The 23899-nt window shown below is 75.0% G+C and carries 22 protein-coding genes; 7 read left to right on the forward strand and 15 right to left on the reverse strand.

What is annotated here, in order from left to right; all coding sequences use genetic code 11:
• Window positions 1–78: 78 nt before the first annotated feature.
• The 4 genes from EV188_RS27655 to EV188_RS27670 all read left to right on the forward strand — a co-directional run bounded on the left by EV188_RS27655 (window position 79) and on the right by EV188_RS27670 (window position 5063).
• Entirely contained in the window at window positions 79–1647 is a 1569-nt protein-coding gene (locus EV188_RS27655) for a bifunctional 3-(3-hydroxy-phenyl)propionate/3-hydroxycinnamic acid hydroxylase (protein ID WP_133829559.1), read from the forward strand.
• 37 nt (window positions 1648–1684) lie between these two features.
• Window positions 1685–2941, forward strand: coding sequence for an MFS transporter (locus tag EV188_RS27660; protein ID WP_133829560.1), 1257 nt, complete (start codon window positions 1685–1687; stop codon window positions 2939–2941).
• Between the two features lie 36 nt (window positions 2942–2977).
• Window positions 2978–3769 (forward strand): IclR family transcriptional regulator, encoded by a 792-nt coding sequence (locus EV188_RS27665; protein ID WP_208114402.1) that lies wholly within the window; start codon window positions 2978–2980, stop codon window positions 3767–3769.
• An 82-nt stretch (window positions 3770–3851) separates the two neighbouring features.
• A complete protein-coding gene (locus EV188_RS27670; protein WP_133829562.1) occupies window positions 3852–5063 on the forward strand; it encodes an RtcB family protein in 1212 nt (403 codons plus the stop codon).
• Window positions 5064–5126: 63 nt separating this feature from the next.
• On the opposite strand, the gene EV188_RS27675 is transcribed toward EV188_RS27670, so the two are convergent.
• Window positions 5127–5531: a nuclear transport factor 2 family protein gene (locus EV188_RS27675; protein ID WP_133829563.1), complete on the reverse strand. Its 405-nt coding sequence runs from the start codon at window positions 5529–5531 to the stop codon at window positions 5127–5129.
• A 59-nt stretch (window positions 5532–5590) separates the two neighbouring features.
• Between EV188_RS27675 and EV188_RS27680 the strand changes: the two genes are divergently transcribed.
• Window positions 5591–6067, forward strand: a complete 477-nt coding sequence (locus EV188_RS27680; protein WP_243742041.1) for a MarR family winged helix-turn-helix transcriptional regulator — start codon at window positions 5591–5593, stop codon at window positions 6065–6067.
• A 154-nt stretch (window positions 6068–6221) separates the two neighbouring features.
• Here the strand turns inward: EV188_RS27680 and EV188_RS27685 are convergent, their stop codons facing one another.
• From EV188_RS27685 to guaB, 6 genes are all read right to left on the reverse strand, one after another.
• Window positions 6222–9473 carry a bifunctional cytochrome P450/NADPH--P450 reductase gene (locus EV188_RS27685; protein WP_133829565.1) on the reverse strand — a complete coding sequence of 1084 codons (3252 nt, stop codon included), beginning with the start codon at window positions 9471–9473 and terminating at the stop codon, window positions 6222–6224.
• Complete coding sequence (locus tag EV188_RS27690; RefSeq protein WP_133829566.1) at window positions 9470–10189, reverse strand: hypothetical protein; 720 nt, start codon at window positions 10187–10189, stop codon at window positions 9470–9472. The genes EV188_RS27685 and EV188_RS27690 overlap by 4 nt, the downstream gene beginning before the upstream one ends.
• Window positions 10186–10359 (reverse strand): hypothetical protein, encoded by a 174-nt coding sequence (locus tag EV188_RS32025; protein WP_166660127.1) that lies wholly within the window; start codon window positions 10357–10359, stop codon window positions 10186–10188. Before EV188_RS32025 ends, EV188_RS27690 begins: the two co-directional genes overlap by 4 nt.
• Before the next feature lie 95 nt (window positions 10360–10454).
• Window positions 10455–13238 carry an ATP-binding protein gene (locus EV188_RS27695; RefSeq protein WP_133829567.1) on the reverse strand — a complete coding sequence of 928 codons (2784 nt, stop codon included), beginning with the start codon at window positions 13236–13238 and terminating at the stop codon, window positions 10455–10457.
• 85 nt (window positions 13239–13323) lie between these two features.
• Window positions 13324–14457, reverse strand: a complete 1134-nt coding sequence (locus EV188_RS27700) for a GuaB3 family IMP dehydrogenase-related protein (protein ID WP_133829568.1) — start codon at window positions 14455–14457, stop codon at window positions 13324–13326.
• Between the two features lie 24 nt (window positions 14458–14481).
• Window positions 14482–15987, reverse strand: a complete 1506-nt coding sequence (guaB, locus tag EV188_RS27705; RefSeq protein ID WP_133829569.1) for an IMP dehydrogenase — start codon at window positions 15985–15987, stop codon at window positions 14482–14484.
• Between the two features lie 87 nt (window positions 15988–16074).
• On the opposite strand from guaB, the gene EV188_RS27710 reads away from it, so the two are divergent.
• Entirely contained in the window at window positions 16075–16461 is a 387-nt protein-coding gene (locus EV188_RS27710) for a DUF5319 domain-containing protein (protein ID WP_133829683.1), read from the forward strand.
• A gap of 74 nt (window positions 16462–16535) precedes the next feature.
• Here the strand turns inward: EV188_RS27710 and EV188_RS27715 are convergent, their stop codons facing one another.
• The 3 genes from EV188_RS27715 to EV188_RS27725 all read right to left on the reverse strand — a co-directional run bounded on the left by EV188_RS27715 (window position 16536) and on the right by EV188_RS27725 (window position 18925).
• The gene (locus EV188_RS27715; RefSeq protein ID WP_133829570.1) at window positions 16536–17423 is read right to left on the reverse strand and encodes an anti-sigma-D factor RsdA; all 888 of its coding nucleotides are present in this window, start codon (window positions 17421–17423) and stop codon (window positions 16536–16538) included.
• A complete protein-coding gene (locus EV188_RS27720) occupies window positions 17424–18002 on the reverse strand; it encodes a sigma-70 family RNA polymerase sigma factor (RefSeq protein WP_133829571.1) in 579 nt (192 codons plus the stop codon).
• Between the two features lie 326 nt (window positions 18003–18328).
• Window positions 18329–18925, reverse strand: coding sequence for a response regulator transcription factor (locus EV188_RS27725; protein ID WP_133829572.1), 597 nt, complete (start codon window positions 18923–18925; stop codon window positions 18329–18331).
• A 635-nt stretch (window positions 18926–19560) separates the two neighbouring features.
• Between EV188_RS27725 and EV188_RS27730 the strand changes: the two genes are divergently transcribed.
• A complete protein-coding gene (locus tag EV188_RS27730) occupies window positions 19561–19851 on the forward strand; it encodes a WhiB family transcriptional regulator (RefSeq protein ID WP_133829573.1) in 291 nt (96 codons plus the stop codon).
• Between the two features lie 148 nt (window positions 19852–19999).
• Here the strand turns inward: EV188_RS27730 and groL are convergent, their stop codons facing one another.
• The 5 genes from groL to tsaE form a co-directional block, all read right to left on the reverse strand.
• A complete protein-coding gene (groL, locus tag EV188_RS27735) occupies window positions 20000–21631 on the reverse strand; it encodes a chaperonin GroEL (protein WP_133829574.1) in 1632 nt (543 codons plus the stop codon).
• Window positions 21632–21757: 126 nt separating this feature from the next.
• Window positions 21758–22069 (reverse strand): co-chaperone GroES, encoded by a 312-nt coding sequence (groES, locus tag EV188_RS27740; protein ID WP_133829575.1) that lies wholly within the window; start codon window positions 22067–22069, stop codon window positions 21758–21760.
• Window positions 22070–22196: 127 nt separating this feature from the next.
• Window positions 22197–22685 carry a ribosomal protein S18-alanine N-acetyltransferase gene (gene rimI, locus EV188_RS27745; protein WP_133829576.1) on the reverse strand — a complete coding sequence of 163 codons (489 nt, stop codon included), beginning with the start codon at window positions 22683–22685 and terminating at the stop codon, window positions 22197–22199.
• A complete protein-coding gene (gene tsaB / locus EV188_RS27750; RefSeq protein ID WP_133829577.1) occupies window positions 22682–23341 on the reverse strand; it encodes a tRNA (adenosine(37)-N6)-threonylcarbamoyltransferase complex dimerization subunit type 1 TsaB in 660 nt (219 codons plus the stop codon). Before tsaB ends, rimI begins: the two co-directional genes overlap by 4 nt.
• A 10-nt stretch (window positions 23342–23351) precedes the next feature.
• Window positions 23352–23891 (reverse strand): tRNA (adenosine(37)-N6)-threonylcarbamoyltransferase complex ATPase subunit type 1 TsaE, encoded by a 540-nt coding sequence (tsaE, locus tag EV188_RS27755; RefSeq protein ID WP_133829684.1) that lies wholly within the window; start codon window positions 23889–23891, stop codon window positions 23352–23354.
• Window positions 23892–23899: the final 8 nt, after the last annotated feature.

Genomic DNA, 23899 nt, shown 5'->3' on the forward strand with positions numbered 1-23899 from the left:
GTTTCACCATCGTGCATTGACTTGCCTAATGATGAATCCTACGGTTCGGCGGTGTCAAACCTCACAGGGGGAGCGCGCATGGACTCGGTCGACGTCGCGGTCGTGGGCTACGGACCGGTCGGGATGGTCACGGCCGCGCTGCTCGGCGCCGCCGGGCACCGCGTCGTCGTGCTGGAGCGCTACGCCGGGCTCTACAACCTGCCGCGGGCGGCGATCTTCGACGACGAGACGATGCGGACGTTCGCGCGCGTCGGCATCGCCGAGGAGCTGCTCCCGAAGATCCACGTCCAGCGCAACTACGAGTGGCGCAACGCGGCGGGCGAGCTGCTGATCGAGCACGACTTCGCCGCGAGCGGCCGCAGCGGCTGGGCCGAGTGGTACATGATGTACCAGCCCGAGCTCGAGTCGGCGCTGGACGAGCGCGTCCGTGCGGCCGGGGTCGACGTCCGGTTCGAGAGCCCCGTGACGGCGCTGACCGAGCACGCGGACCACGTCGAGCTGCTCACCGGCGGCCGCCGCCCCGGCAGCGTGCGGGCCCGCTGGGTCGTCGCCTGCGACGGCGGCAACAGCTTCGTCCGCTCCGCGCTCGGGCGGACGATGGACGACTACGGGTTCTCCGAGCCGTGGATGGTCTGCGACTTCCGCTTCCGCGACCCGGCCCACCCGCCGGCGGTGCCCACCGCGCGCCAGGTCGGCGACCCGGCCGGCCCGACCTCGATCATCTCGCTCGGGCCCGCGCACCACCGGTTCAGCTACATGCTCGACTCGGTCGAGGACTTCGAGGTCGAGCGCGACCCCGGGAAGGTCTGGGCGCGCACGCGGCGCTGGCTCTCCCCCGACGACGCCGAGCTCATCCGCGTCGCCACCTACACGTTCCGCTCGCTGGTCACCGACCGCTGGCGGGTCGGGCGCACCCTGCTCGCCGGCGACGCCGCCCACCAGATGCCGCCGTTCCTGGGCCAGGGCATGTGCTCCGGGGTCCGCGACGCCCAGAACATCGCCTTCAAGCTCGACGCCGTCCTGCGCGGGCGCCTCGGCGACGAGGTGCTCGACACCTACCAGCAGGAACGCGAGCCCCACGTCCGCGCCGTGATCGAGAAGGGCATCGAGCTGGGCCGCCAGCAGACGGTGCGCGACCCCGAGCGCGCCGCCGAGCGCGACCGCGTGCTGCTGGCGCGCCGCGCGGCGGACCAGCACCCCGAGAAGATCGCGTTCCCGGGCCTGGTCGACGGCCTGCTCGCCGCGGCGTCCGGTGACGGCCGCGGGGCGCTGATGGCGCAGGGCTGGGTCGACGACGGCACCCGGCGCGACCGCCTCGACCAGGTCGTCGGCCCCGGGGCACACCTGCTGCTCGACGCGAGCCGGGTGACGCTCGACGACGACCTCGTCGCCCTGCTCGCCGACGCCGGCGTCCGCGTCGTGCCGCTGCACGACTCGGGCGCGGCCGGCGCCGCTGAACTCGATCCTGGCCACGTCGTCGACGCCGACGGCACGCACCTCGCGTGGCTCGCGGCGCGCGGCGTCGCCGCCGCCGCGGTCCGGCCCGACTTCTACGTCTTCGGCACCGCGGCCGATCCCGCCGCCACCGATGCGCTCGCCCGCGAGCTGGCCGCCGCCCTCGGCGCGCCCGCCCTCGTCACCCGCTAGTCCGCCGACCCTCCCGCCAGCGCCGCCAGGAGCCCCGATGACTCGTCCGCCAGCACCACCCACCCGCGCCACCGAGCGCGTCGTCCTGACCCTCTCCGCGGGCTTCGCCGCCCTCGAGGGCTACGACCTCGCCTGCTACGGCGTCACCGTCCCCTCCCTGCTCCAGGACACCGCCATCGGCGCGGACAAGGGCTCCGCCGGCACCGTCGGCTCGCTGGTGGCGATCGGCATGCTGGTCGGCGCCGCGATCTGCGCGGCGACGATCCGGCGCGCCGGCAGCCGCCGGCTGCTGATCGGCGGGGCGGCGCTGTTCTCGGTCGGCATGCTCGTCTGCGCGATCGCCCCGGGCTTCGCACTGTTCGGCGCCGCCCGGTTCGCCGTCGGCATCGGGCTCGGCATCGTGCTCCCGACGGTGACCGCCTACGTCGCCGACCTCTCCGCGCCGGAGCGCCGGGCCCGCAACGTCGGCATCATGATGTCCGGCTACGCCGCGGGCGCCCTGCTCGCCCCGCTGCTCGGGGCGGCCCTGCTGACCGGCGGGAGCTGGCGCTGGATCTACGTCATCGGCGCGGCCCCGGCCCTGCTGCTGCTCCCGCTCGCGGTGCGGATGCTGCCGGAGAGCCCGGTGCACGAGGAGTCCGGCGGCGCGTCGGCCCGCGGCGACCTGCTCGGCCTGCGCCCCCTGCTCGCCCGCGGCGTCCGCGGTGCGACGCTGCTGTTCTGGGCGATGTCGTTCTGCGGCCTGCTGCTCGTGTTCGGCATCAGCACCTGGCTCCCGACGATCATGCAGACCGCCGGCTACTCGCTCGGCTCGTCGCTGCTGCAGACCGCGGCCATGTGGGTCGGCGCCGGGGTCGGCATGGTGCTCGGCGGGCGGATCGCCGACCGTGTCGGGATCAAGCCCGTCGTCGCCGTCGCGTTCCTGGCCGGCGCCGCGAGCCTGCTGGTGATGAGCGCCCGCCCGGCGCTGGGCTTCCTCTTCCTGCTGATGTTCGTCAGCGGCCTCGGGCTCATCGGCTCGCAGGTGCTCACCAACGCCTACATCGTCGGCCACCACCCGCCGGAGCTGCGCGGCCGCGCGATCGGCTGGGCGCTCTCGATCGGCCGCCTCGGCGCGATCGCCGGGCCGCTGCTGGGGGCGGCGATCCTGTCCTCCGGGCTCGGCGTGGAGTGGAACTTCTACCTGTTCGCGATCCCCGGGATCCTCGGCGCGCTGCTCGCCGCCGCCGTCCCCGCGATCCGCGCCCGGGCCGCCGACACCTCGGACCCGGACGCCCCGCGCGTCAGCGCCTGACGGGTCGGGGGCCACGCGATGACTAGGGTCGACGTCGTGGCCCCCGCCGGCACGGACGACGACACCGACGCTCCCGGCCCGTCCGGCGGCGCCCGTCAGGGCATCCAGTCGGTGGAGATCGCCATGACCGTCCTCGGCGCCCTCGAGCGCGGCGGCGGGCCGATGAGCCTCACCCAGATCGCGAACGCGAGCGGCATGGGGGCGAGCAAGGCCCACCGCTACCTCGTGAGCCTCGGCCGCGCCGGGATGGTCGCGCAGTCGCCCAGCTCCGGGCTCTACGACATGGGCCCGGCGCTGCGGCGCCTCGGCGCCGAGTCGCTGCGGCGCATGGACGAGGTCGGGCTCGTCTCCGAGTACATCCCCGGACTGCGCGACCGGACCGGGCACGCGGTGAACCTCGCGGTGTGGGGCGACCACGGGCCCGTGATCGTCCGCTGGGACTACGGCGCCTACGCGCTCCCGATCACCGTGCGGGTCGGCGCGACGATGCCGCTGCTGACGTCGTCGGTCGGGCGGGTCTACCTCGCCCACCTCCCCCGCGCGCTGACCGAGCCCGTCCTGGCGGCGCAGGGGGCGGAGCCGGCGCCCGCCGAGATCGACCGCATCACCGAGGAGGTCCGCCGGCGGGGCTTCGCACCGACCTCGGGCGGCGTCATCCCCGGCATCGCGTCGGTCGCCGCGCCGGTGTTCACCACCGGCGACTCGCTGCCCCTCGTCGTCGCCCTCGCCCTGCCCGAGCGGGCCGCGTCGCCGGAGGTCCTCGAGGACGTCACCGCGGCCCTCCTCGAGGCGACGGCGGCGATGTCCGCGGAGCTCGGCGTCGCGTAATTCGGGGGTGGACGGCCCGCTGCATGGCTAGCGTCAGCTCCCGACCGCCGGCACCCGAGCCGCGGAGGGGAGACGACCAGCCATGGAGAAGATCAACGACCGCTTGCTCAACTGGGCCTCGATCCTCGACGACGGCACCCGCGAGCAGGCCGAGCGGACGGCGACGATGCCGTTCATCCACCCGCACCTCGCGCTGATGCCCGACGCCCACCTGGGCCGGGGCGCGACCGTCGGCTCGGTGATCCCGACGCTGCGGGCGATCATGCCGGCCGCGGTCGGCGTGGACATCGGCTGCGGGATGGCGGCGGTGCGGACGCAGTTCTCCGTGGACGACCTCCTGCGGCACGGAGCGAAGCGGAGCTGCCGCGCCGAAGGCGGACGACCGGCCAGGGGGTCGCTGGCCCCGCTGCGGGAGGCGATCGAGCGCGCGATCCCGTTGGGCGCCGGGCACCACAACCGCAAGGTCGTCGCGACCTCCGTGCCACGGGTCGAGGAGCTGACGGCGCTCGCCGAGGAGGCCGGGTTCGACCCGTCGCGGGACAAGAAGGGGTGGGAGGCGCAGCTCGGCACGCTGGGCAGCGGCAACCACTTCATCGAGGTCACCGTCGACGAGGCCGACCGGGTGTGGCTGTTCCTGCACTCCGGGTCCCGGGGCGTCGGCAACAAGATCGCCCAGCGACACACCGCCGTGGCCCGCGAGGCGTGCGCGGGCGTCGACCTGCCCGACCAGGACCTCGCGTACCTCACCGAGGACACCGAGGAGTTCTGGACCTACATCCGCGAGCTGCGGTGGGCGCAGCACTACGCGCTGCTCAACCGCGAGGAGATGATGGACCGGGTCGTGCGGCAGACCGCGGAGTTCGTCGGCACCGACGTGGTCGAGGAGGAGCGGATCTCCTGCCACCACAACTACACGACGCAGGAGACCCACTTCGGCGAGCAGGTGTGGGTCTCGCGGAAGGGCGCCATCGACGCCGCGGAGGGCCGGGCCGGCCTCATCCCGGGATCGATGGGCACGGCGTCGTACGTGGTGACCGGCAAGGGCGAGCCCGAGTCGCTGCACAGCTCGCCCCACGGGGCGGGCCGGGCGTACTCGCGGACGAACGCCCGCAGGACCTTCACCCACGAGCAGCTGCGGGCGGCCATGGCGGGCATCGAGTTCCGGGACACCGACGCGTTCCTGGACGAGATCCCGGCGGCCTACAAGGACGTCGACGTGGTCATGGCCGACGCCGCCGACCTCGTCGAGGTCCGGCACACCCTGCGGCAGATCGTGAACGTGAAGGGCACCTAGGAATACCGACGAGCCCGGCCGGGGGCCGGGGGACGCCCCTGGGTCGGCGGCGTCCCCCGGTGCTCAGCCGACGGGCGCGTAGCAGTCGAAGGTCTCGAGCGACCGGATGCGCCCGTCGCGGACAGTGACGTGCGCGGCGACCTGTGCGGTCAGCTCGGTCCCGGCCGCGAGCGGCCCGCGCGCGACGCCGACGGTGCCGCGCCACGTCGCGCGGACGGCGGCGTGCTCGCCGTCGACGAGGACGTCGTGCACCTCGAACGCCTGGCGGGCCATGACCTCCCGCCCCGCGCGGCGCCCGGCGAGCGTCTGCGACCGGTCGCGCTCCGCGCCGAGGGGCGTGACGAGGTTCGGGTGCTCGACGATGCGCACGTCGGCGTCGAGCAGCGCGGCGAGGTCGTCCTCCGTCGCGTCCGGGTCCGTGGTGAGCGCGTAGAAGCGGCGCACGGTCGCCGCGACGTCCTGGGTCATGCACGGCAATATAGACAACCATAGTTGTTGGTCGCCAGGGGTTGTGTAGTGTCGCCGCCGTGGAGGATCTCCCGGTGACCGCGGCCGTGTCCCTCGCGGGCGGCGCGGTCGACGCCCACGTCCTCGCCGCCGAGCAGGCCGCCGGCCTCACGGGCCTGCGCGTCGGGCACGGCTACGTGGTGCAGCTCCTGCTCGCCGCGCCCCACACGGTCGGCGAGATCGCGCGCCGGCTCGGCGTCACCCAGCAGGCGGCGTCGAAGACGGTCGGCGAGCTCGTGACCCGCGGCTACGTCGCCCGCACCGACGACCCGGACGGCGACCGGCGCCGCCACCCCCTCGCCCTCACCGACGCGGGCCACCGCGCCGTCGCGACCGCCCGCGCGGCCCGCGCCGACCTCGAGGACCGCCTCACCGACCGCGTCGGCGCCGACGACGTCGCCGCGGCCCGCCGGGTCCTGGCGGCCCTGCTCGACGAGCTGGGCCTCGGCGGCCCCGTCGCCGAGCGCCGCGTGCCGCCACCCGCCGACCGGTTCTGAGCGAAGGGCACCTTCGCTCGATCTAGGCGCCCGAAGGTGCCCTTCGCTCAGTACCGACTCGCCGCGCCCCGTTCCGGCGAAGGGCGCCCCTCGCCCGTCTCTGCGATCGACGGTGCCCTTCGCTCGGAACAGGGATCGCGGTGGTGCTCCGCGCCTACACCACCGCGGTCTCGCCCCAGATGTCCTCGAGGTAGCGGTTCGAGGCCCGCAGGCCCGCGAGCCAGGCGTCGCCGTCGGCCTCGCCCGCCCCGGTCTTCGCGCGGAACACCGCCACCAGGGCCGCGCGCACACCGGGCGCCATGGTCGAGGCGTTGCCGCACACGAAGATCACGGCGTCGTTCTGCATCGCCGCCCACACCTCGTCCGCGGCGCCCTCGAGCGCGTGCTGGACGTAGCGGTACGGATAGCCCGACACCCGCGAGTACGCCGGGAAGAGCGTCGCCACGCCGGCCTTCTCGAACGCGGCGAGCTCGTCGGCGTAGAGCAGGTCGTCCTCGGGGTCGCGGCAGCCGAGGAACAGCAGCGACCGCGCGATCGGCACGCCCTTGGCCCGCAGCGACTCGCGCTCCTGCAGGAACCCGCGGAACGGCGCCATGCCCGTCCCCGCGCCGATCATGATCATCGGGACGTGCGGGTTCTCCGGCGGGCGGAACGCGATGCTGGGGCTCCGCACGAACGTGAACACCGTGCCGCCCTCGGGGACGTCGTCGAGGTGCCCCGAGCACACGCCGCGGTAGGTCGACCCGTCGCCCGCGCGCGCCGGGCCCTCGAGCACCCCGACGGTCAGCGCGACGTCCGACGACGCCTGTGGCGACGAGGAGATCGAGTAGAACCGGGGCCGCAGCGGCGGCAGCAGGTCGAGGAAGTCCGCGAACGTGAGCTCGCAGTCCGGGTGCTCCTCGAGCAGCTCGAGCAGCGTGCGCCGCGGCTTGGCGATCTTCTCCCGGTACGCCGCCTTGCTCTCGTCGTCGGCACCCGCGAGCATCGCCAGCTCGTCGCGCGCGGCGCCCTCGGGCATCGCCGCCGCCATCGCCGCGAGCCCGGCGCGGCTCGCCACGTCCTGCAGCTCGACGCAGCCGGCGAGGATCGCGAGCAGCGGGTAGGGCTCGCCCACCGGCAGGTGGGTCGGCGCGGCGCCGCTCGCCGTCAGCGTCGCGAACTGGCCGCCGTCGAGGCGGAAGCGCGCGATGGTGCGGTTGACCAGCCCCATCGGGTTGCGGGGCAGCACCCCGAGGTGGTCGCCGGCGGCGTACGTGGCGCCGGCGGGCATCGCGATCTCGAGGTGGCGCACCGAGCGCCCACCCGGCGTCCCCGCGCGGGCGGTGAGCTCGCGGTTGACCCGCACCGTCGCCGCCTGCCCCCGGTAGGACTGCAGCACCGGGCTCGCGGTCCGGCGCTGCTCGAGCGACACCGCCAGGCGCGGGCCGCCCCCGGCCGTCGCGGTCGCCGACGCCGCCAGCCCGAGCGCCGCGCCGAGGCCGTCCCACAGGCCGGAGTACCAGTCCTCGAACTGCGCGTCGAAGTCGCCGCGCGCGTCGCCCTCGCCGCGCGGGTAGACGCGCGACCCGCCCTTGGCCTCGAGTCCGGCGTCGACGCGGGTCGGCACCGCCTGGTACGTCGCGGCCCAGTCGCGGTTGCCGCACCCGAAGACCGTGTACCGCACCCCCGCCGCCGAGGCGGCGTCGGAGTCCAGCCAGGCGCAGAACTTCGCGGCGTTGTCCGGCGGCTCGCCGTTGTACGACGAGGTCACGACGACCACGGCGCCCTCGGCCGGCAGCTCGCCGACGGCCTCGTCGAGCGCGGCGGTGCGGGCGGTGTAGCCCCGGTCGGTGCCGTCGCGGGCGATGCGGGTCGCGAGGTCCTCGGCCGCCCCCAGGTTGGAGCCGAACAGCACGAGCAACGGGGTGCCGTGCCGGTCGGTGGGCGTAACGGGCAGCGTCGCCGGACGGGGTTCCGCCGCGGCCACGGCCGCGGGGCGCGCGGCCGATCCCCAGGTCCGCCCCTCCCGGGGCCGCACGGTGATCGTGAGCCCTTCGGGCTTGATCGTCAGCGACTCCTTGATCTTCAGCTGGTAGTTCGCGTGGTCGACGAGGTCGAAGCGCTGCAGGACCATCCCGAGCACCAGGACCGCCTCCTGGAGCGCGAACTGCCGGCCGATGCACGCCCGCTGCCCGGAGCCGAAGGGCCGGTAGGCGTTCGGCGGCAGGGCGTCGATGCGCTCGGGGGCCATGTGGTCGGGGTTGAACTCCCGCGCGTCGGGGCCCCACACCTCCGTGAGCCGGTGCAGCATCGGGGTCAGCGCGACGATCCCCGTCCCGGGGTCGAACGGGCCGTACCCGCCGACGGTCTCCCCCGGGGTGCGGGCCTGGCGGGTGAACGCGGGCGCGGTGGGCCAGAGCCGCAGCGTCTCGTCGAGGATCTGGCGGACGTAGCCGAGACGCCCGATCTGGGCCACGGTCGGCGCCGCGCCCGGGTCGGTGCCGAGCACGCGGTCGACCTCCTCCTGGGCGCGCGCGACGACGTCGGGGTTCTTGAGCAGGTAGGCGATCGCGAACGACAGCAGCCCGCTCGTGGTCTCGTGGCCGGCGATGAGGAAGGTGCCGCACTGGGCCACGATGTTGTGGTCGGGCAGCGTGTTCCCCTGCTTGTCGGTGCCGACCAGCATGTGCCCGAGCAGGTCGGTGCCGGGGTCCCCGGACGCCCGCCGCTCCTTCACGATCTTGTCGATCGTGTCGTCCATGTACTTCGCGTTCGCGAGGAAGCGCTGCTGGGCGCCCCGGCGGACCTTGACCTGGATCGGGAGCATCTGCTGGCGCTTGAGGCTCTCCGAGAGCGACTCCATCATCGCCTCGACGAAGGGGTGCTGGGTGTCGCGGTAGAACGAGTTGAACCGGTAGCCGAAGCCGCACAGCGCGATGGTGTCGAGCGTCAGCCGGGTCATGTCGCCCGCGACGTCGATCGGCTCGTCGGGGTTGAGCCGCTCCCACTTGAGCATCAGCTGCTGCGCGATGTCGACCATCGGGTCGACGTAGCCCTTCATCGCCCAGGTCGAGAAGCTCGGCAGCAGGATGTCGTGCGCGGACTTCCACAGCGGGTCGGCGGTGTCGGCGGTGAACAGCCCGGCGCTGGTGTGGGTCTTGCGGATCTCGCGCTGGCCGGTGCCGACGAGCTTGTCGAAGCGGGCGTCGTCGCAGAGGTCCTGGACCATCTCGAGGCCGGAGACGACGTACGTGGTCCCACCGGGCGTGTGCATCTGGAAGATCGGGCCGTACTCGTCCGCGAGCTCCATGACGCTCTGGATCAGCCGGTGCGGGTCGATGTCGCGGGCGTTGCCGATGATCGGCAGCGGCTTCGGCCCCGGGATGTCGGCGAGGGACCGGGCGGGGGCGTCCGGAGTGGTGGTCATGGCTCGCTCCTCGGGGTCGGGACGGCGGTGGGGACGGGTGTCGGGGCCTCGGTGGACGGGACGGCCGCGCGCCGCTGCCGCCGGTCGTGGCGCAGCAGGACGACGGCGACGAGCAGCACCCACGCCGGCAGGACGAGCAGGCTCGCGGGGTGGTCGGTCGCGGTCAGCAGGAGCCAGGACGCCATGAGGTACGAGAGGACCGCGGCGCCACGGGGCATGACGCCCGCGCCGCGCAGCATCGTCGTCGTCGTCAGCGCGAACATGCCGGCGCCGCGGACCGAGAACAGGAAGACCAGGCCGTAGCCGAGGGCCGACAGCCCGCGCGCGATGTCCGGGTCGAGCGGCGCGCCGCCGCCGATCGTCGTGAGCAGCACGGGCGTCGCGACGGCGGCGGTGCCCGCGAAGAGCAGCGCGACGAACAGGACCGCCGACAGCAGGTTGAGGCCGTGGGCGATCGCCGGCGGGTGCGCCCCCAGGGCGTCGAGCACCGAGCGCAGCGCGACCGCGAACCAGAGGAAGGCGATCCCCGCCAGCGGCACGAGATAGATCGCGACGGCCGTGACCACCGTGTTCCCGGCGCCGCCGTAGAACGCGCCGTAGTCCGTGTCCGGCGCACTCAGGTGCGGGACGTTGTTCACGGTCAGCATCGCCGCCACGAACAGGGCGGCGAACACGATGCCCATGACCGCGGCGAAGCGCGGCGACGCGGGCTTCACGACGACCACCGCTCGCCGGACGGTCCGGCGGGCCGCTCGGCCTGCAGGTCCTCGAGGATCCGCAGCAGATCGAGCGTGCCCGAGAAGGCCTGTTCACGGCCGGACTCGGTGATCACGGTGCCCTCCAGACGCCCGTCGGACGTGCGGAGGAGATCGACCGACAGGTGCATGGGGACCTCCTCCTCGACGCGTCGAGCGTGCGCCGCGGGAGGGGTCCGGCACCCCGTCCGGACCTTCCAGTCCGCCTTCCAGTCGGTGCTGCCGGTCAGGTGGCGTGCAGCCGCATGAGCTCGCGCCGGGAGGCGACGCCGAGCTTCGCGTAGACGTTGGACAGGTGGTAGGCGACGGTGCGCGGGGTGATGTAGAGGTCGCGCCCGATCTCGCGGTTGGTCAGGCCGCGGGCGACGAGGGCGACGACGGCCTCCTCGTGCGGGGTGAGGCCGAGCGCGCCGTCGTCACTGTCCGCGCGGGCCGGTGTCAGCCCGGCGGTGTGCAGCAGCTCGTCGCACCGCGCCCGCCACGGCGCGGCGCCGAGCCGGGCGAGCGTGTCGCGGGCGCCGCGCAGCAGGTCGACGCCGGCACGCCGCTCGCCGGCCGCGAGCAGGCGGCGCCCGATCTCGGTCTCGAGCCGGGCGATCGCGTGGGGCGCCGCCACGTCGCCGACGCCGGTCTCCGCCACCGAGCGCGGCCGCCCGCCCTCGAGCGCCAGCCGCAGGCGGGCGACGTCGATCCGGTGTCGCCCGGCCGCCCGCTCCTCCAGGGCCGCGAGCGACGCGGCCGCCTCCCCGCGGCGCCCCAGGGCCAGGAGCGCCTCGGTCTCGAGCACCCGCGGCGCGAGCATCCCGAGCCCGTCGGCCAGCGCGCGCACCCCCTCGTCCCGCGTCGGCGCGAGGGCCTCGAGGACGCCGGCCGGGTCGTCGGAGACCTCGGCCAGGCGCGCCGCCGCGATCGCCGCGCACACGTCGACCCCCCACCAGCGCGGCCCGGCCGCCGCGGCCGCCGCCAGGTGCGCGCGGGCGTCGGCGGCGCGTCCGCGGACCGCCAGGGCCTCGGCGGCGAAGGCGTGGGCGAGCGCCCCGGGCAGCGCGGTACCGCCGTCGCGGGCGAGGGTGACGGCCAGCTCGAAGCCCTCGATCACGCCGTCGGGCGCGCCGGTCCGGTCGGCGACCGCGGGCCGGAACGCGAGCGCCAGCGCCAGGCCCCGGACCGGCTCGCCGGCCCGCGCCCGCTGCACGGCCTCGTCGAGGTCCACGGCGGCCGCGGGGTCGTCGCCGGCGAGCGCCGCCAGCATGCCGCGCACGATGAGCGCGTCGACCAGGGGCGGGCGGCCGTCGGTCCCGGTGGCGCGGTCGAGGACGGCGCGCGCGTCGGCGCCCCGCCCCAGGGCGGCGAGCCCGAGCACGAGCGCGAGCCCGCCCGGGAGGCGCACGTCGTCGCCGCGGGCGCCCTGGGACAGGGCGACGCCGGCGGTGGCCACGGCGCGCTCGGGGTCGCCGTGCAGGAGGTGCAGGATCGCGAGGTGCGCGGCGGCGCCCGCCCGGGCGCGGTCGCCCGGGCGTTCCTCGCCGGACTCGTCCGGTGCGGTCGCGAGCGCCGCCTCGAACCACTCCCGCGCCACCCCGAAGCGCCCGGTGAACAGCGCGAGCTGGCCCAGCACCGCCGAGCGCCAGGGCCCCGGCCGGCAGCCCTCCACCGCGCCGGTCAGCGCCACGGCCCGCGCGATCTCGCCGTCGCCGATGAGCCGTGACGTCGCCGCCAGGAGCCGGCGCTCGCGCTCGTCGGGGTCGGTGCTGAGGTCCGCCGCGGCGCGCAGCAGGTCGGCGGCCTCCGCGCCCGCGAGGGCGGCGCCCGGTGCGGCGACCAGCTCCTCGATCTCGGTGGCGAGCGCCGGGTCGGGCCCGGCGGCCGCGGCGATCCGGTGGTCGAGGGCGGCCCGTCCCGCCATGCGGGCGGCCGCGGCGGCGTGCAGGGCGCGGCGCCGCGTGGGCGGGAGGTCGCCGCGGACGGCCGCGCGCACGAGGGGGTGCACGAAGCCGATCCGCACCGGCGGCCCGCCGGGGAGCTCCTCGACGAGTCCGAGCCCGACGGCCTCGTCGAGCGCGTCGGCGGGGTCGTCGAGGCCCGCGACGGCGCCGGCGAGCGCGAGCGGGGCGCTCTCGCCGAGCACGGCCGCGGCGACCACGAGCGCCTCGGTCGCCGGCGCCGCGCGCGCCAGGCGCACGAGCAGCACCGAGGGCAGGCTGCGCGGGGCGGGCAGGACGTCGGCGGTGCCCGCGAGCACCTCGGCCGGCAGCTCCTCGAGCAGCGTGCGGGCGTGCAGCGGGTGGCCACGGGTGTGGCGCCACAGCCGCTCGGCGGCCCCCGTGGAGCCCAGCGGCCGCCCGAGCGCCGCCGCCAGCTCCGAGAGCTCGCCGGGGTCGAGCCCCTCGAGGCGGACCCGGCGGATCGTCTCCCCGGTCGCGGGCAGCCGCTCCCACCAGGCGTCCTGCGCGTGGCCCGACTCGGCCGCGTCCCCCGGTCCCGCCCCCGGGTGCCGGAGCCCGGCGAGGACGAGCACGCGGTCGTGGCGCAGGCGGCGCAGCGCGAACACCAGCGCCCGCACCGACGCGGGGTCGGCCCACTGCAGGTCGTCGAGCACCACGAGCACCGGGTCGTCGTCCGGCACCGCGCCGAGCGCCCCGAGCAGGTCCGCGCCGACGGCGAGCGGGTCGGCCCGCGGCGCACGGTCGGGGCGCAGCAGCGGGAAGCGGTCGAGGAGCCCGGGCGGCAGGCCCGCGACGAGCTGGTCGAGCAGACCGTGCGCGAGCGCGGTCTCCGCGGCGTCGCCGGTGGCGGTGAGCACGGCGGACGCGCGGCGCCCGGCGACGGCGCGCGCGAGGAACGCCGTCTTGCCCGCCCCGGCCTCGCCCTCGACCCACACCACGGCCGGGCGCCCCGCCCCCGCGTCCTCCCACGCCTGGTCGACCACGGCGAGCGGACCCCGACGACCCACGAACACCGGCGTCGTGACGGCGCGCCGCGACCACGCGGGATCCGGGCGCGACGTCATGGTCCCGACGACATCGCACGCTTCGTGTTCTGTCCAGGAACACTTCCGAGTGGGATCACCCGGTTGCCGACCGTGGTCGGGCCGGTCAGCGACGCACGGAGAGCCCCACGCGCTGGAACTCCTTGAGGTCGGAGTAGCCGGTCTTCGCCATCGCGCGGCGCAGGGCGCCGAAGAGGTTCATCGTCCCGGCGCCGGAGCGGGCCGGGCCGGTGAGCACGGTCGCGAGGTCGGGTGCGACGGTCGGCACGCGCGTGATGCCGCTGCGGGGCAGCGAGGGGTGGGCCGCCGACGGCGTCCAGTACCAGCCGTCGCCCGGGGCCTCTTCGGCCGCGGCGAGCTGCTCGCCGAGCATCACCGCGTCGGCGCCGCACGCGATCGCCTTGGCGATGTCGCCGGACGTGCTCATCGCGCCGTCGGCGATCACGTGGACGTAGCGCCCGCCGGTCTCGTCGAGGTAGTCGCGGCGCGCGGCGGCCGCGTCGACCAGCGCGGTGGCCATCGGAACGCCGATGCCGAGCACGGCGTCGGTCGACGTCGCCGCCGACTGCCCGTAGCCGACGATGACGCCGGCGGCACCGGTGCGCATGACGTGCATCGCGGTGCGGTAGTCGCCCACGCCGCCGGCCACGACGGGGATGTCGAGGCCCTCGATGAAGTCCTCGAGGTCGAGCGGCGGCTCGCCGCCCTCGTCCGGCCCCACGTGCTCCGCGGAGATGATCGTGCCCTGCACGACCAGCACCTCGACGCCCGCCGCCAGCAACGTGGGCGTGAGCTCGCGGGCGTGCTGGGGGCTGACGCGGGCGGCGACCGTGGCCCCGGCGGCGCGGATGCGGTCGAGCGCCTCGGTGAGCAGCGCCGGCTGCACGGGCGCGGCGTGCAGGCGCTGCAGCTCCGCGACGGCCTCGGCCGGGTCGGTGGCGGCGCGGGTGACGACCTCGCCCAGCACCTTCTCCGTCTCGGGGTGCCGGGCCCACAGCCCCTCGGCGTTGAGCACGCCCAGCCCGCCGAGCTCGCCGACCCGCGCCGCGGTGGCCGGGCTGACGACCGCGTCGGTCGGGTGGGTCAGCAGCGGGAGCTCGAAGCGGTAGGCGTCGAGCTGCCACGCCGTCGACACCGCCGACGACGACCGGGTCCGCCGCGACGGGACGATGTCGAGGTCGTCGAAGACGTAGCTGCGCTGGGCGCTGCGGTTCCGCCCGATCTCGACCTGCTCGCGCACGCGGCAGTTCCCCTCTGTGGCTGGCTAGCGCGCGCCGTAGTTCGGCGCCTCGGCGGTCATCGTGACGTGGTGCGGGTGCGACTCGGCGAGCCCCGCCGCGGTGATCCGGACGAGGTGCGCCTTCTGCAGCTCGTCGATGGTCCGCGACCCCGTGTAGCCCATCGCCGCCCGCAGTCCGCCGACGAGCTGGTGGGCCACCTGGGCGAGGGGCCCCCGGAAGGGTACGCGGCCCTCGACGCCCTCGGGCACCAGCTTGTCGTCGGAGAGCACGTCGTCCTGGAAGTAGCGGTCCTTGGAGTAGGAGCCCTGCTGCCCGCGGCTGCGCATGGCGCCGAGCGAGCCCATGCCGCGGTAGGTCTTGAACTGCTTGCCGTCGAGCAGCACCAGGTCGCCGGGCGTCTCGGCCGTGCCGGCGAGCAGCGAGCCCAGCATGACGGTGCCCGCGCCCGTGGCCAGCGCCTTGGCGATGTCGCCGGAGGACTGCAGGCCGCCGTCGCCGATGATCGGGACGCCGTGCGGGTGCGCGGCGGCCGCGGCCTCGTGGATCGCGGTGATCTGGGGGACGCCGACACCCGCGATGACGCGCGTGGTGCAGATCGAGCCGGGTCCGACGCCGACCTTCACCGCGTCCGCACCCGCGTCGACCAGCGCCTGGGCGCCCGCCCGCGTGGCGACGTTCCCGCCGACGACCTCGACCCGCTCGCCGAGCTCCTGCTTGAGCTTGGCCACCATCGCCGTGACCGCCCGCGAGTGGCCGTGGGCGGTGTCGACCACGAGGACGTCGACCCCGGCGTCGACCAGCGCCATGGCGCGCGACCAGGCGTCGTCGCCGACGCCCACCGCGGCGCCGCAGAGCAGCCGGCCGTCGGGGTCCTTGGTGGCGAGGGGGTACTGCTCGGTCTTGACGAAGTCCTTGACCGTGATGAGGCCGCGCAGCACGCCCGCGCCGTCGACCAGCGGCAGCTTTTCGATCTTGCGGCGGCGCAGCAGCCCGAGCGCGGCCTCGGCGGTGACGCCGACCTGCGCGGTGACGAGGTCCTCGGCGGTCATGACGTCGCGCACCCGGCGCGAGTGGTCGACCTCGAAGCGCATGTCGCGGTTGGTGATGATGCCGACCAGGTGGCCGCCCTCGTCGACGACGGGCAGCCCCGAGATGCGGAACTTGGCGCACAGCGCGTCGACCTCGGCGAGCGTGTCGTCCGGCGAGCACGTGACCGGGTCGGTCACCATCCCCGCCTCGGACCGCTTGACCACCTCGACCTGCGCCGCCTGCTCCTCGGCCGGGAGGTTGCGGTGCAGCACGCCCATGCCGCCCTGGCGCGCCATCGCGATCGCCATGCGGGACTCGGTGACCGTGTCCATCGCGGAGCTGACGAGCGGGACCCGCAGCGTGACCCGGCGCGTCAGGCGCGCCGACGTGTCCGCCTCGGAGGGCACCACGTCCGACTCGCCCGGCAGGAGCATGACGTCGTCGAAGGTGAGTCCGAGCAACGCGAACTTCTCGGGCAGACCGGGCTCCGTCAGCACCATGCCCCCGATCGTAGTCCGCCCTCCGACGGGGTCCCCCGGGCGCGCACACCGCCGCTGGGTGTCACGCGTCGCCACACGGGTAAATTGCTGGTCGTGGCCTACGAAGCGTTGCCGCCGGATCCGTTCGCGGGAGACCCCGCGGACCCTGCCCGCGCGCTGGGGGGCCCGGACGCCGACGCCCCCGACGACGCGCCGCTCGACGACGCCGAGCGCGACGAGGTCGTCGCCGACCTCGGCGACCTCGCGGTGTTCGAGGCCCTGCTCGCGCCCCGGGGCATCCGCGGCGTGGTGGTCGACTGCGAGGACTGCTCCGAGCAGCACTACCACGACTGGGACCTGCTGCGGGCGAGCCTGCAGCAGCTGCTCGACGAGGGCCACATGCGCCCGCACGAGCCCCCGTTCGACCCGGACCCGGCCGCCTACGTCACGTGGGAGTACTGCCGGGGCTTCGCGGACGCCACGCTCGCGGAGTAAGGCAACTCACGCCCGAGACACACGAAACGGCCCGGTCCCCTCGGGGACCGGGCCGTTCGTCGTTCGGGTGGGTGTCAGCCCGTGGTGGACGACGTCGAGCCGGGGCTCGAGGACATCCCGCTCGGGGTCGGCGTCGAGCCGGGCGGGTCCTCGGTGCCGCGGGTCGACGGGTCGACCGTCTGCGGCTCCGGGCTGGCCGGATCCTCGGCCGGCGGGGCCGCCGGCTCCGCGGGACTCGGCGTCGTGGCGTCCTCGGGCTGCTGCGCCGCACCCGACGAGGGCTCGGACGACCGCGGCGAGGAGCCGGACGAGGGCTCGCGGGTCGAGGGCGACGGGTCGCTCTCGATCGACGTCTGCACCCGGTCGCGCTCGGCCACCAGCGGGGCCCGCTGCTCCGGGGCGACCTGCGGGATGGCGACGTTGGCCTGGGCCAGCTCGTTGCGCGCGGTCTGGGTGTCGCCGCGGGCGAGGGCGCCGTTGGCCGCCTCGATGCGGTTGCGGACCTCCTCGACGCGCTCGACGCCCTGCGCCCGCTCCGAGAAGAAGACCTTGGAGACGCCCCAGAGCGTGTCGCCGGGCATGGCGCCGTGCACCGCGACCGTGAGGCCCGCGCAGGCGACCGCGGCGGCGACCGCGGCGATGGCGAACGGCATCCGCCGCCGGCCGCGGGAGCGCAGACGGTCGCGACTCTCGTGGCCCGCGGTGACGGCCTCGGCCGCCTCGTCGAGGGTCACGAGCTCGGGCATGGGATCGGCCTCGATGTCGGCCCGCCACGCCGCGAGGATCGCCGCGAGGCGATCGTCGTCGGTGCCGCCGAAGCCGTACGCGCCGGTGTCACCAGCAGCGCCGGCACCGCCAGCGAGCGCGTCGATCAGGGCGTCGTCCGCCCGGACCGCCGCGAGGTCGACGGGGCCGTCGACGAGGTCTCCCTCGGACCCGCCCGACGCCCGGTGGCCGCCCACTCAACTCACCTCTTCCGAGATCGCGGACACCGCGGTCCGCAACTTTGACAACGCCCGGTGCTGGGCCACCCGCACCGCTCCGGGGGTGGACTCGACCGCTTCCGCGGTTTCCTCCGCCGACAGTCCAACGACGACACGCAGCACGAGGATTTCCCTCTGTTTGGGCGGAAGCGTGTCGAGCAGTTGACCCATCTGGACGGACAACGCTCCGTTGAGTGCTCGCTGCTCGGGTCCGTCCCGGGGATCGAGCTCCTCCGGGAGCTCCTCCACGGGCTCGGACTTGCTGCGGGCGACCGAACGGTGGGCGTCGACGACCTTGTGGGCCGCGATGCCGTAGACGAAGGCGAGGAACGGACGGCCCTGGTCGCGGTATCCGGGCAGCGCGGTGAGCACAGCCAGACACACCTCCTGGGCCACGTCGTCGGCGGAGACCGATGACCGTTCCTGCCGGCCGATGCGCGCGCGGCAGTACCGCACGACCAGCGGCCGGATGATCGCGAGAACGCGGTTGAGCGCCGAGCGGTCGCCGTCGTTGGCGGCGGCCACCAGGCCCTCGAGATCGTTCCCTGCGTCAGTCATCGCTCCACGTGGCCCCGGTGTTACGCGGGGCGGTGGCGCCGCCGTGTGCATCGGGGTCGGGGCCACCGCCGGACGGTCCGGCACACCGGCCGAGGTGAGCGGGCCGGGCGCCGACATGGTCCGGTCAGCGTAGCGGGCAGTCTCCCGACCCGGCGCGGCCCAGGACGAAGGAGGCGCGGCGTTCGCCCGATCCGGGCCCCGCCACCGGTCCGCGGCACGGTGGACCGCCCGCGGGATGCCGATCACCGGCGTCGGGACGTCGTCGGCGTGGCCCCCGTGGGGTGGGCCGACCGGACCTCCCGAACGACCGTCGTTCCGATACGCGGTCAGGAGACCAGGCCCCGTCGGAAGCCGTGCGCGACGGCCTGCGCACGGTCGCGGACACCGAGCTTGCGGAACAGGCGGCGGGCGTGGGTCTTCACCGTGTCCTCGGACAGGTAGAGCTCGCGGCCGATCTGGCCGTTGCTCTTGCCCTGGGCCATTCCGCGCAGCACCTGCAGCTCACGCTCGGTGAGCTGGACGCCCGAGTCGGCGGGGGTGCGCGGCGCCGGCACCGACGTGCTGGCCAGCGTGTGCGCGAGCGCGGCGACCAGCTCGGGCCGGGAGGCGTCCCAGCGCAGGTAGCCGCGCGCGCCGCCGGCGATGGCCGCCGCGATGCTGCCGGAGTCGTCGGGGGCGCCGAAGACGATGACGTTGGCCGTCGGGTGGGCCGCGACGAGACGCCGCGTGGCCTCCACCCCGGTGGGCACCGCGCGCTGGGTGCCGACGAGGACGACGTCGACCGTCTGCCGCGAGAAACGCGTGAGCAGTTCGTCGCCGTGGGCGACGCAGTCGATGCGGTGGACCCCCGGGACAGCGGACATCACCCTGGTGAGGCCTTCACGGACGCTGCGACGGTCGTCGCAGATCAGCACCGTGGTCACGGGAGCTCCTTTCTGCAGCGACCCTGCAGCCGATGAGCGAGCACTCTCCCCCATCGGCGCGCCGGCCGACGAGCTTGACCCGCCGCCCGGAGCGAATTCGGTACGGCGTCCGGCCGGTTCGCGTCCGCGGTCGGCCGGCCGCTCGACGTGCCGGTCCATGCGCTCTCCTTGTACGACGGGCGCAGGACGTGCCACGCCTCGATGGGGCCGAGGGCCTCCACGGCCGATCGGCGCCGATCGGTGAAACCGACCGGCCGGTGTGGCGACCCTCCCCCTGTTCAACGTGCGGGCGACCCTACGGTGACGACCGGAGATCCACCGGATTCGACCGTCCGGCGACACTCCTGTGCACTCCGCGTGCGGGGAATGATCACGGATCGGAGCCGGTTCGGCAAGCACCCCTGCATGTAGGGGACCGCTCGGCGATGAATACATCGGGGAATGGCGCACGTCGCATGCCCTTGTCGGGTCGTGCACAACCGCCATAGGGTCCATCACGGTGATCGCGGTCCGCGCCGGTGCGCGTACACAGCGTGACACCGACAGGAGCACGGCGCGAGGCGGAGCCGGTCGCGGCCCCGCACGGGACGTGCGCAGGTCGGACCCGTGGGGTCCTCGCGACGTGGAGGTGGCGCATGGCTGACGTCCGCCGGCTGCCGGGACCCAACGCAGACGTGTGGGACTGGCAGCGACTCGGTGCCTGCCGTGGCATGGACAGCACGTTCTTCTTCCACCCGGACGGCGAGCGCGGCCCCGCCCGGGCCCACCGCGAGCGGCGCGCCAAGGCCGTCTGCCAGGGGTGCCCGGTCATCGAGCCCTGCCGCCGGCACGCGATCGCCGCCGGCGAGCCCTACGGCATCTGGGGCGGCATGTCGGAGTCCGAGCGCGTCGCGGCGGCCACGGGCCGCCCCCGCCGCCTGGGCTGAGCACGCACGAGAACGGGCCCCCAGCCGCTCGGCTGGGGGCCCGTCGTCGTGTACTCACGCGCTCTGGCGACCACCGGAGCGCGATGCCGCAGCCGACACGTCACGCGACGAAGGAGCGTGAGGGGTCGTGACCGGCTTGGAGCGACTCCTAGTGCCCGTGACCGTGGCCGTGCCCGTGGCCACCGGCGGCGGCCGCCGGCTCCTCCTCCTCGGGCTTGTCCACGATGGCGCTCTCCGTGGTGAGCACCATGCGGGCGATGGAGGTGGCGTTCTCCAGGGCGGAGCGCGTCACCTTCACCGGGTCGATGATGCCGGCGGCCATGAGGTCGCCGTACTTCTCGGTCGCGGCGTCGTACCCGCTGCCCCAGCCCGCCTCGGCGACCCGGGCGGTGACGACCGCGCCCTCGAGCCCCGCGTTGCGCGCGATGGCCTTGAGCGGCGCCGAGAGCGCCCGGCGCACGAGGGCCACACCGGTGGCCTCGTCGCCGGTGCGGCCGAGGCCGTCGGCGAGCTCGGCCGCCGCGTGCAGCAGCGCGCTGCCGCCGCCGGGGACGATGCCCTCCTCCACCGCGGCGCGGGTGGCGGCGATGGCGTCCTCGATGCGGTGCTTGCGCTCCTTCATCTCGGTCTCGGTGGCCGCGCCGACCTTGATGACCGCGACGCCGCCGGAGAGCTTCGCCAGCCGCTCCTGGAGCTTCTCACGGTCCCAGTCGGAGTCGGTCTCCTCGATCTCACGCCGGATCTGGGTGACGCGGGCGTCCACGTCGGCCCGGGCCCCGCCGCCCTCGACGAGGGTGGTGGCGTCCTTGGTGACCACGGCGCGGCGCGCGCTGCCGAGCACCTCGGGGCCGGACTCGGCGAGCTTGATGCCGACCTCGGGGTTGACGACCGTGGCACCGGTCGCGGCCGCGAGGTCGTCCAGGAACGCCTTGCGGCGGTCGCCGAAGAACGGCGCCTTGACCGCGGCGACCTTGACGGTCTTGCGGATCGAGTTCACCACGAGGGTCGACAGGGCCTCGGCCTCGACGTCCTCCGCGATGATCAGCAGCGGCTTGCCGGACTCGACGGCCTTCTCCAGCAGCGGGAGCAGGTCCTGGATGGAGCTGATCTTCTCGCGGTGCAGGAGGATCTGGGCGTCCTCGAGCACGGCCTCCATCGAGTCGTTGTCGGTGACGAAGTAGGGCGAGATGTAGCCCTTGTCGAACTGGAGACCCTCGGTGATCTCCAGCTCGGTCGCCAGGGTCGAGGCCTCCTCGACCGTGATGACGCCGTCCTCGCCGACCTTCTCCATGGCCTCGCCGATGAGGTCGCCGATCGTCTGGTCGCGGGACGCGACCGCGCCGACGGCGGCGATGCCCTGGCGGCCGTCGACCGGGGTGGCCTTCGACCGCAGGATCTCGGTGACCTTCTCGGTGGCGGCGACCATGCCGGCGCCGAGCGACGTCGGGTTGGCACCCGCCGCCAGGTTGCGCAGGCCCTCGGACACGAGCGCCTGCGCGAGGACGGTGGCCGTCGTCGTGCCGTCGCCCGCGACGTCGTTGGTCTTCGTGGCGACGTTCTTCGCCAGCTGCGCACCGAGGTTCTCGAACGGGTCGTCGAGCTCGATCTCACGGGCGATGGTGACGCCGTCGTTGGTGATCGTCGGACCACCGAACTTCTTCTCCAGCACGACGTGACGCCCCCGGGGACCGAGGGTCACCGTGACCGCGTGCGCGAGCTGGTCGACACCGCGCTCGAGCGCGCGCCGGGCGGTCTCGTCGAAGGTGATCTGTTTCGGCACTAGCCAACCTTTCCGGCTGAGTCTTCCTCACGGGCCCTGGACAGGCCACACAGGGGAAACGACGCCGCCCCGGCGCCCCGTGGGGGCCACCGGGGCGGCGTTCGTGTCCTGCGTGGTGCGCGGGTCCTAGTTGACGACCGCGAGCACGTCGCGCGAGGAGAGGACCAGGTAGTCCTCGCCGTTGTACTTGATCTCGGTGCCGCCGTACTTCGAGAAGATGACGACGTCACCCACGGCGACGTCGAGGGGGATGCGGTTCCCCTTGTCGTCCACGCGGCCCGGGCCCACGGCGAGGACCTTGCCCTCCTGGGGCTTCTCCTTGGCCGTGTCCGGGATGACGATGCCGGAAGCGGTCGTGGTCTCGGCCTCGCTGGCCTGGACCACGAGCTTGTCCTCGAGCGGCTTGATGTTCACGCTGGCCACGTCGGTGACCTCCACCTGTCTGGAGTCGGAGCGATGCGTCCTGTTGTCTTCACGGCGCCGGTGGTCCGCCCCGTCGTCGCGGGTGCCGGGACGGCTCCGACGCCGTGCTGATTGGCACTCTAGCCCCGAGAGTGCCAAGCCATCAACGAGGGGCGTCCGCGGGCGGGTCGCCGCCCGGGAGCCGTCGCATCGTGTGGGCGTCCGCCCCCGAAGCGTAGTAGCGCCGGCGGGTGCCGAGGACCTCGAAACCGACGGCGCGGTAGAGCCCCAGCGCGGGCTCGTTGTCGACGCGGACCTCGAGGTAGGTGGTCGCGCCGATCGCGTCGGCGGCGGCGAGCAGGCCGTCGAGCAGCGCCCGCCCGATGCCCCGTCCCTGGTGCGCGGGGTCGACCCCGATCGTGTGGATCTCGGCCTCGGCCTGCTGCCCGAGGCGCCCGGGCAGCAGGGCCACGCCGCCGTAGCCGATCAGCCGGTCCCCGTCCCGGGCCGCGAGGTAGCGGTGGCCGGCGCGCAGCTCGTCGCGGAAGGCCCGCGCGCTCCACGGGTCGTCGCCGGGGAAGAGGATCGCCTCGAGCTCGGCGCACCGGTCGGCGTCGGCCTCGGTGAGCGCGTCGAGGACGACCGGTGTCACGCGCGCGTCACCGTCTTCGGCGCCCCGGGCGGCACGGCGTCGGGGCGGCGCAGGTAGAGCGGGACGAGCGGCCCGGGCTCCGTGCCCGCCCGCAGGGCCGGCGCGGCGACGGCGACGAGCCCGTCGGGGCGGGGGCCGGGGGTGTCGGGCGGGGCGCCGACCTTGTCCGCGGCGTCGCCCACCACGCGGTCGACGGGGCCGAGGTCGCCCCCCAGCCGCGCCGCGAGCTCGGCGGGCGCGACGACCTCGGGGCCGTGGGTGCGCACGCCGTCGGCGTAGCGGCTCCAGTAGACCTCGCGGCGGCGGGCGTCGGTGACCACCAGCAGGCGCCCGGGCACGCCGACGGCGAGCGCGTCGTGGGTCGGCACGCCGTGGACCGGGATGCCGAGGCCGTCGCCCATCGCCGCGGCGGTGACCAGCCCGACCCGCAGGCCGGTGAAGGGGCCGGGGCCCAGACCGGCGACGACGGCGTCGAGGTCGGCGCGGGTGCGGCCCGCCTCGTCGAGGGCCTCGGCGATCGCGGGCGCGAGCAGCTCGGCGTGGGCCCGGGCGCCCTCGGCGTCGCGGGCGGCGAGGATCGTCGGTCCCTCGGGACCGAGTTCCACCACGCCCGCCGTGATGCGGGCGGTGGCGGTGTCGAGGGCCAGGACGAGCACGCCCGGAACCTTACGGACCCTCGCCGACCAGCCGGTCCGGGCCGTGCAGGTGGGCCACACGGCGCTCGTCGGACTCGATCTCAGGGTCGACTCCCGCTCCGCTCCGTCTCCCTGACCGGTCCAACCGGACGAGCAGGTGCTCGGTGGCCAGGTGCTCGGCGACGCCCTCGCCCCACTCGATGACGACGGCGGCGCGGGTGAGGTCGGTGTCGAGGTCGAGGTCGTCGAGCTGGGCGGCGACCTCGCGCGGGTCCGGGGTGACGGCCGTGCCGACCCCGAGCCGGTAGGCGTCGACGTGCACGAGGACGACGCCGCGCCCGCCGAGGGCCGCGGGCAGCGGCGGGTGCTCGCGCGCGATGACGAACGTCGGCGACGTGACCGGGCCCTCGACGCCCAGGCCCTCGCCGATCCCCGCGGCCAGGCAGGTCTTGCCGGCGCCGAGGGGTCCCGCGAGGACGACGAGGTCGCCCGGCGCGAGGCGTGCGCCGATCGCGCGCCCGAGCGCCGTCGTGTCGGCCGCGGTGGGCAGCTCCACGCGGCGGTCCGCCATCACGTCGG

Origin of the sequence: Actinomycetospora succinea (assembly GCF_004363095.1) — a bacterium.
Taxonomy (GTDB): domain Bacteria; phylum Actinomycetota; class Actinomycetes; order Mycobacteriales; family Pseudonocardiaceae; genus Actinomycetospora; species Actinomycetospora succinea.

Coding starts and splice junctions, on each gene's coding strand:
- EV188_RS27655 (WP_133829559.1), top strand. CDS start 79: ATGGACTCGGTCGACGTCGCGGTCGTGGGCTACGGACCGGTCGGGATG.
- EV188_RS27660 (WP_133829560.1), top strand. CDS start 1,685: ATGACTCGTCCGCCAGCACCACCCACCCGCGCCACCGAGCGCGTCGTC.
- EV188_RS27670 (WP_133829562.1), top strand. CDS start 3,852: ATGGAGAAGATCAACGACCGCTTGCTCAACTGGGCCTCGATCCTCGAC.
- EV188_RS27675 (WP_133829563.1), bottom strand. CDS start 5,531: ATGACCCAGGACGTCGCGGCGACCGTGCGCCGCTTCTACGCGCTCACC.
- EV188_RS27685 (WP_133829565.1), bottom strand. CDS start 9,473: ATGACCACCACTCCGGACGCCCCCGCCCGGTCCCTCGCCGACATCCCG.
- EV188_RS32025 (WP_166660127.1), bottom strand. CDS start 10,359: ATGCACCTGTCGGTCGATCTCCTCCGCACGTCCGACGGGCGTCTGGAG.
- EV188_RS27695 (WP_133829567.1), bottom strand. CDS start 13,238: ATGACGTCGCGCCCGGATCCCGCGTGGTCGCGGCGCGCCGTCACGACG.
- guaB (WP_133829569.1), bottom strand. CDS start 15,987: ATGGTGCTGACGGAGCCCGGTCTGCCCGAGAAGTTCGCGTTGCTCGGA.
- EV188_RS27720 (WP_133829571.1), bottom strand. CDS start 18,002: ATGACTGACGCAGGGAACGATCTCGAGGGCCTGGTGGCCGCCGCCAAC.
- EV188_RS27730 (WP_133829573.1), top strand. CDS start 19,561: ATGGCTGACGTCCGCCGGCTGCCGGGACCCAACGCAGACGTGTGGGAC.
- tsaE (WP_133829684.1), bottom strand. CDS start 23,891: ATGGCGGACCGCCGCGTGGAGCTGCCCACCGCGGCCGACACGACGGCG.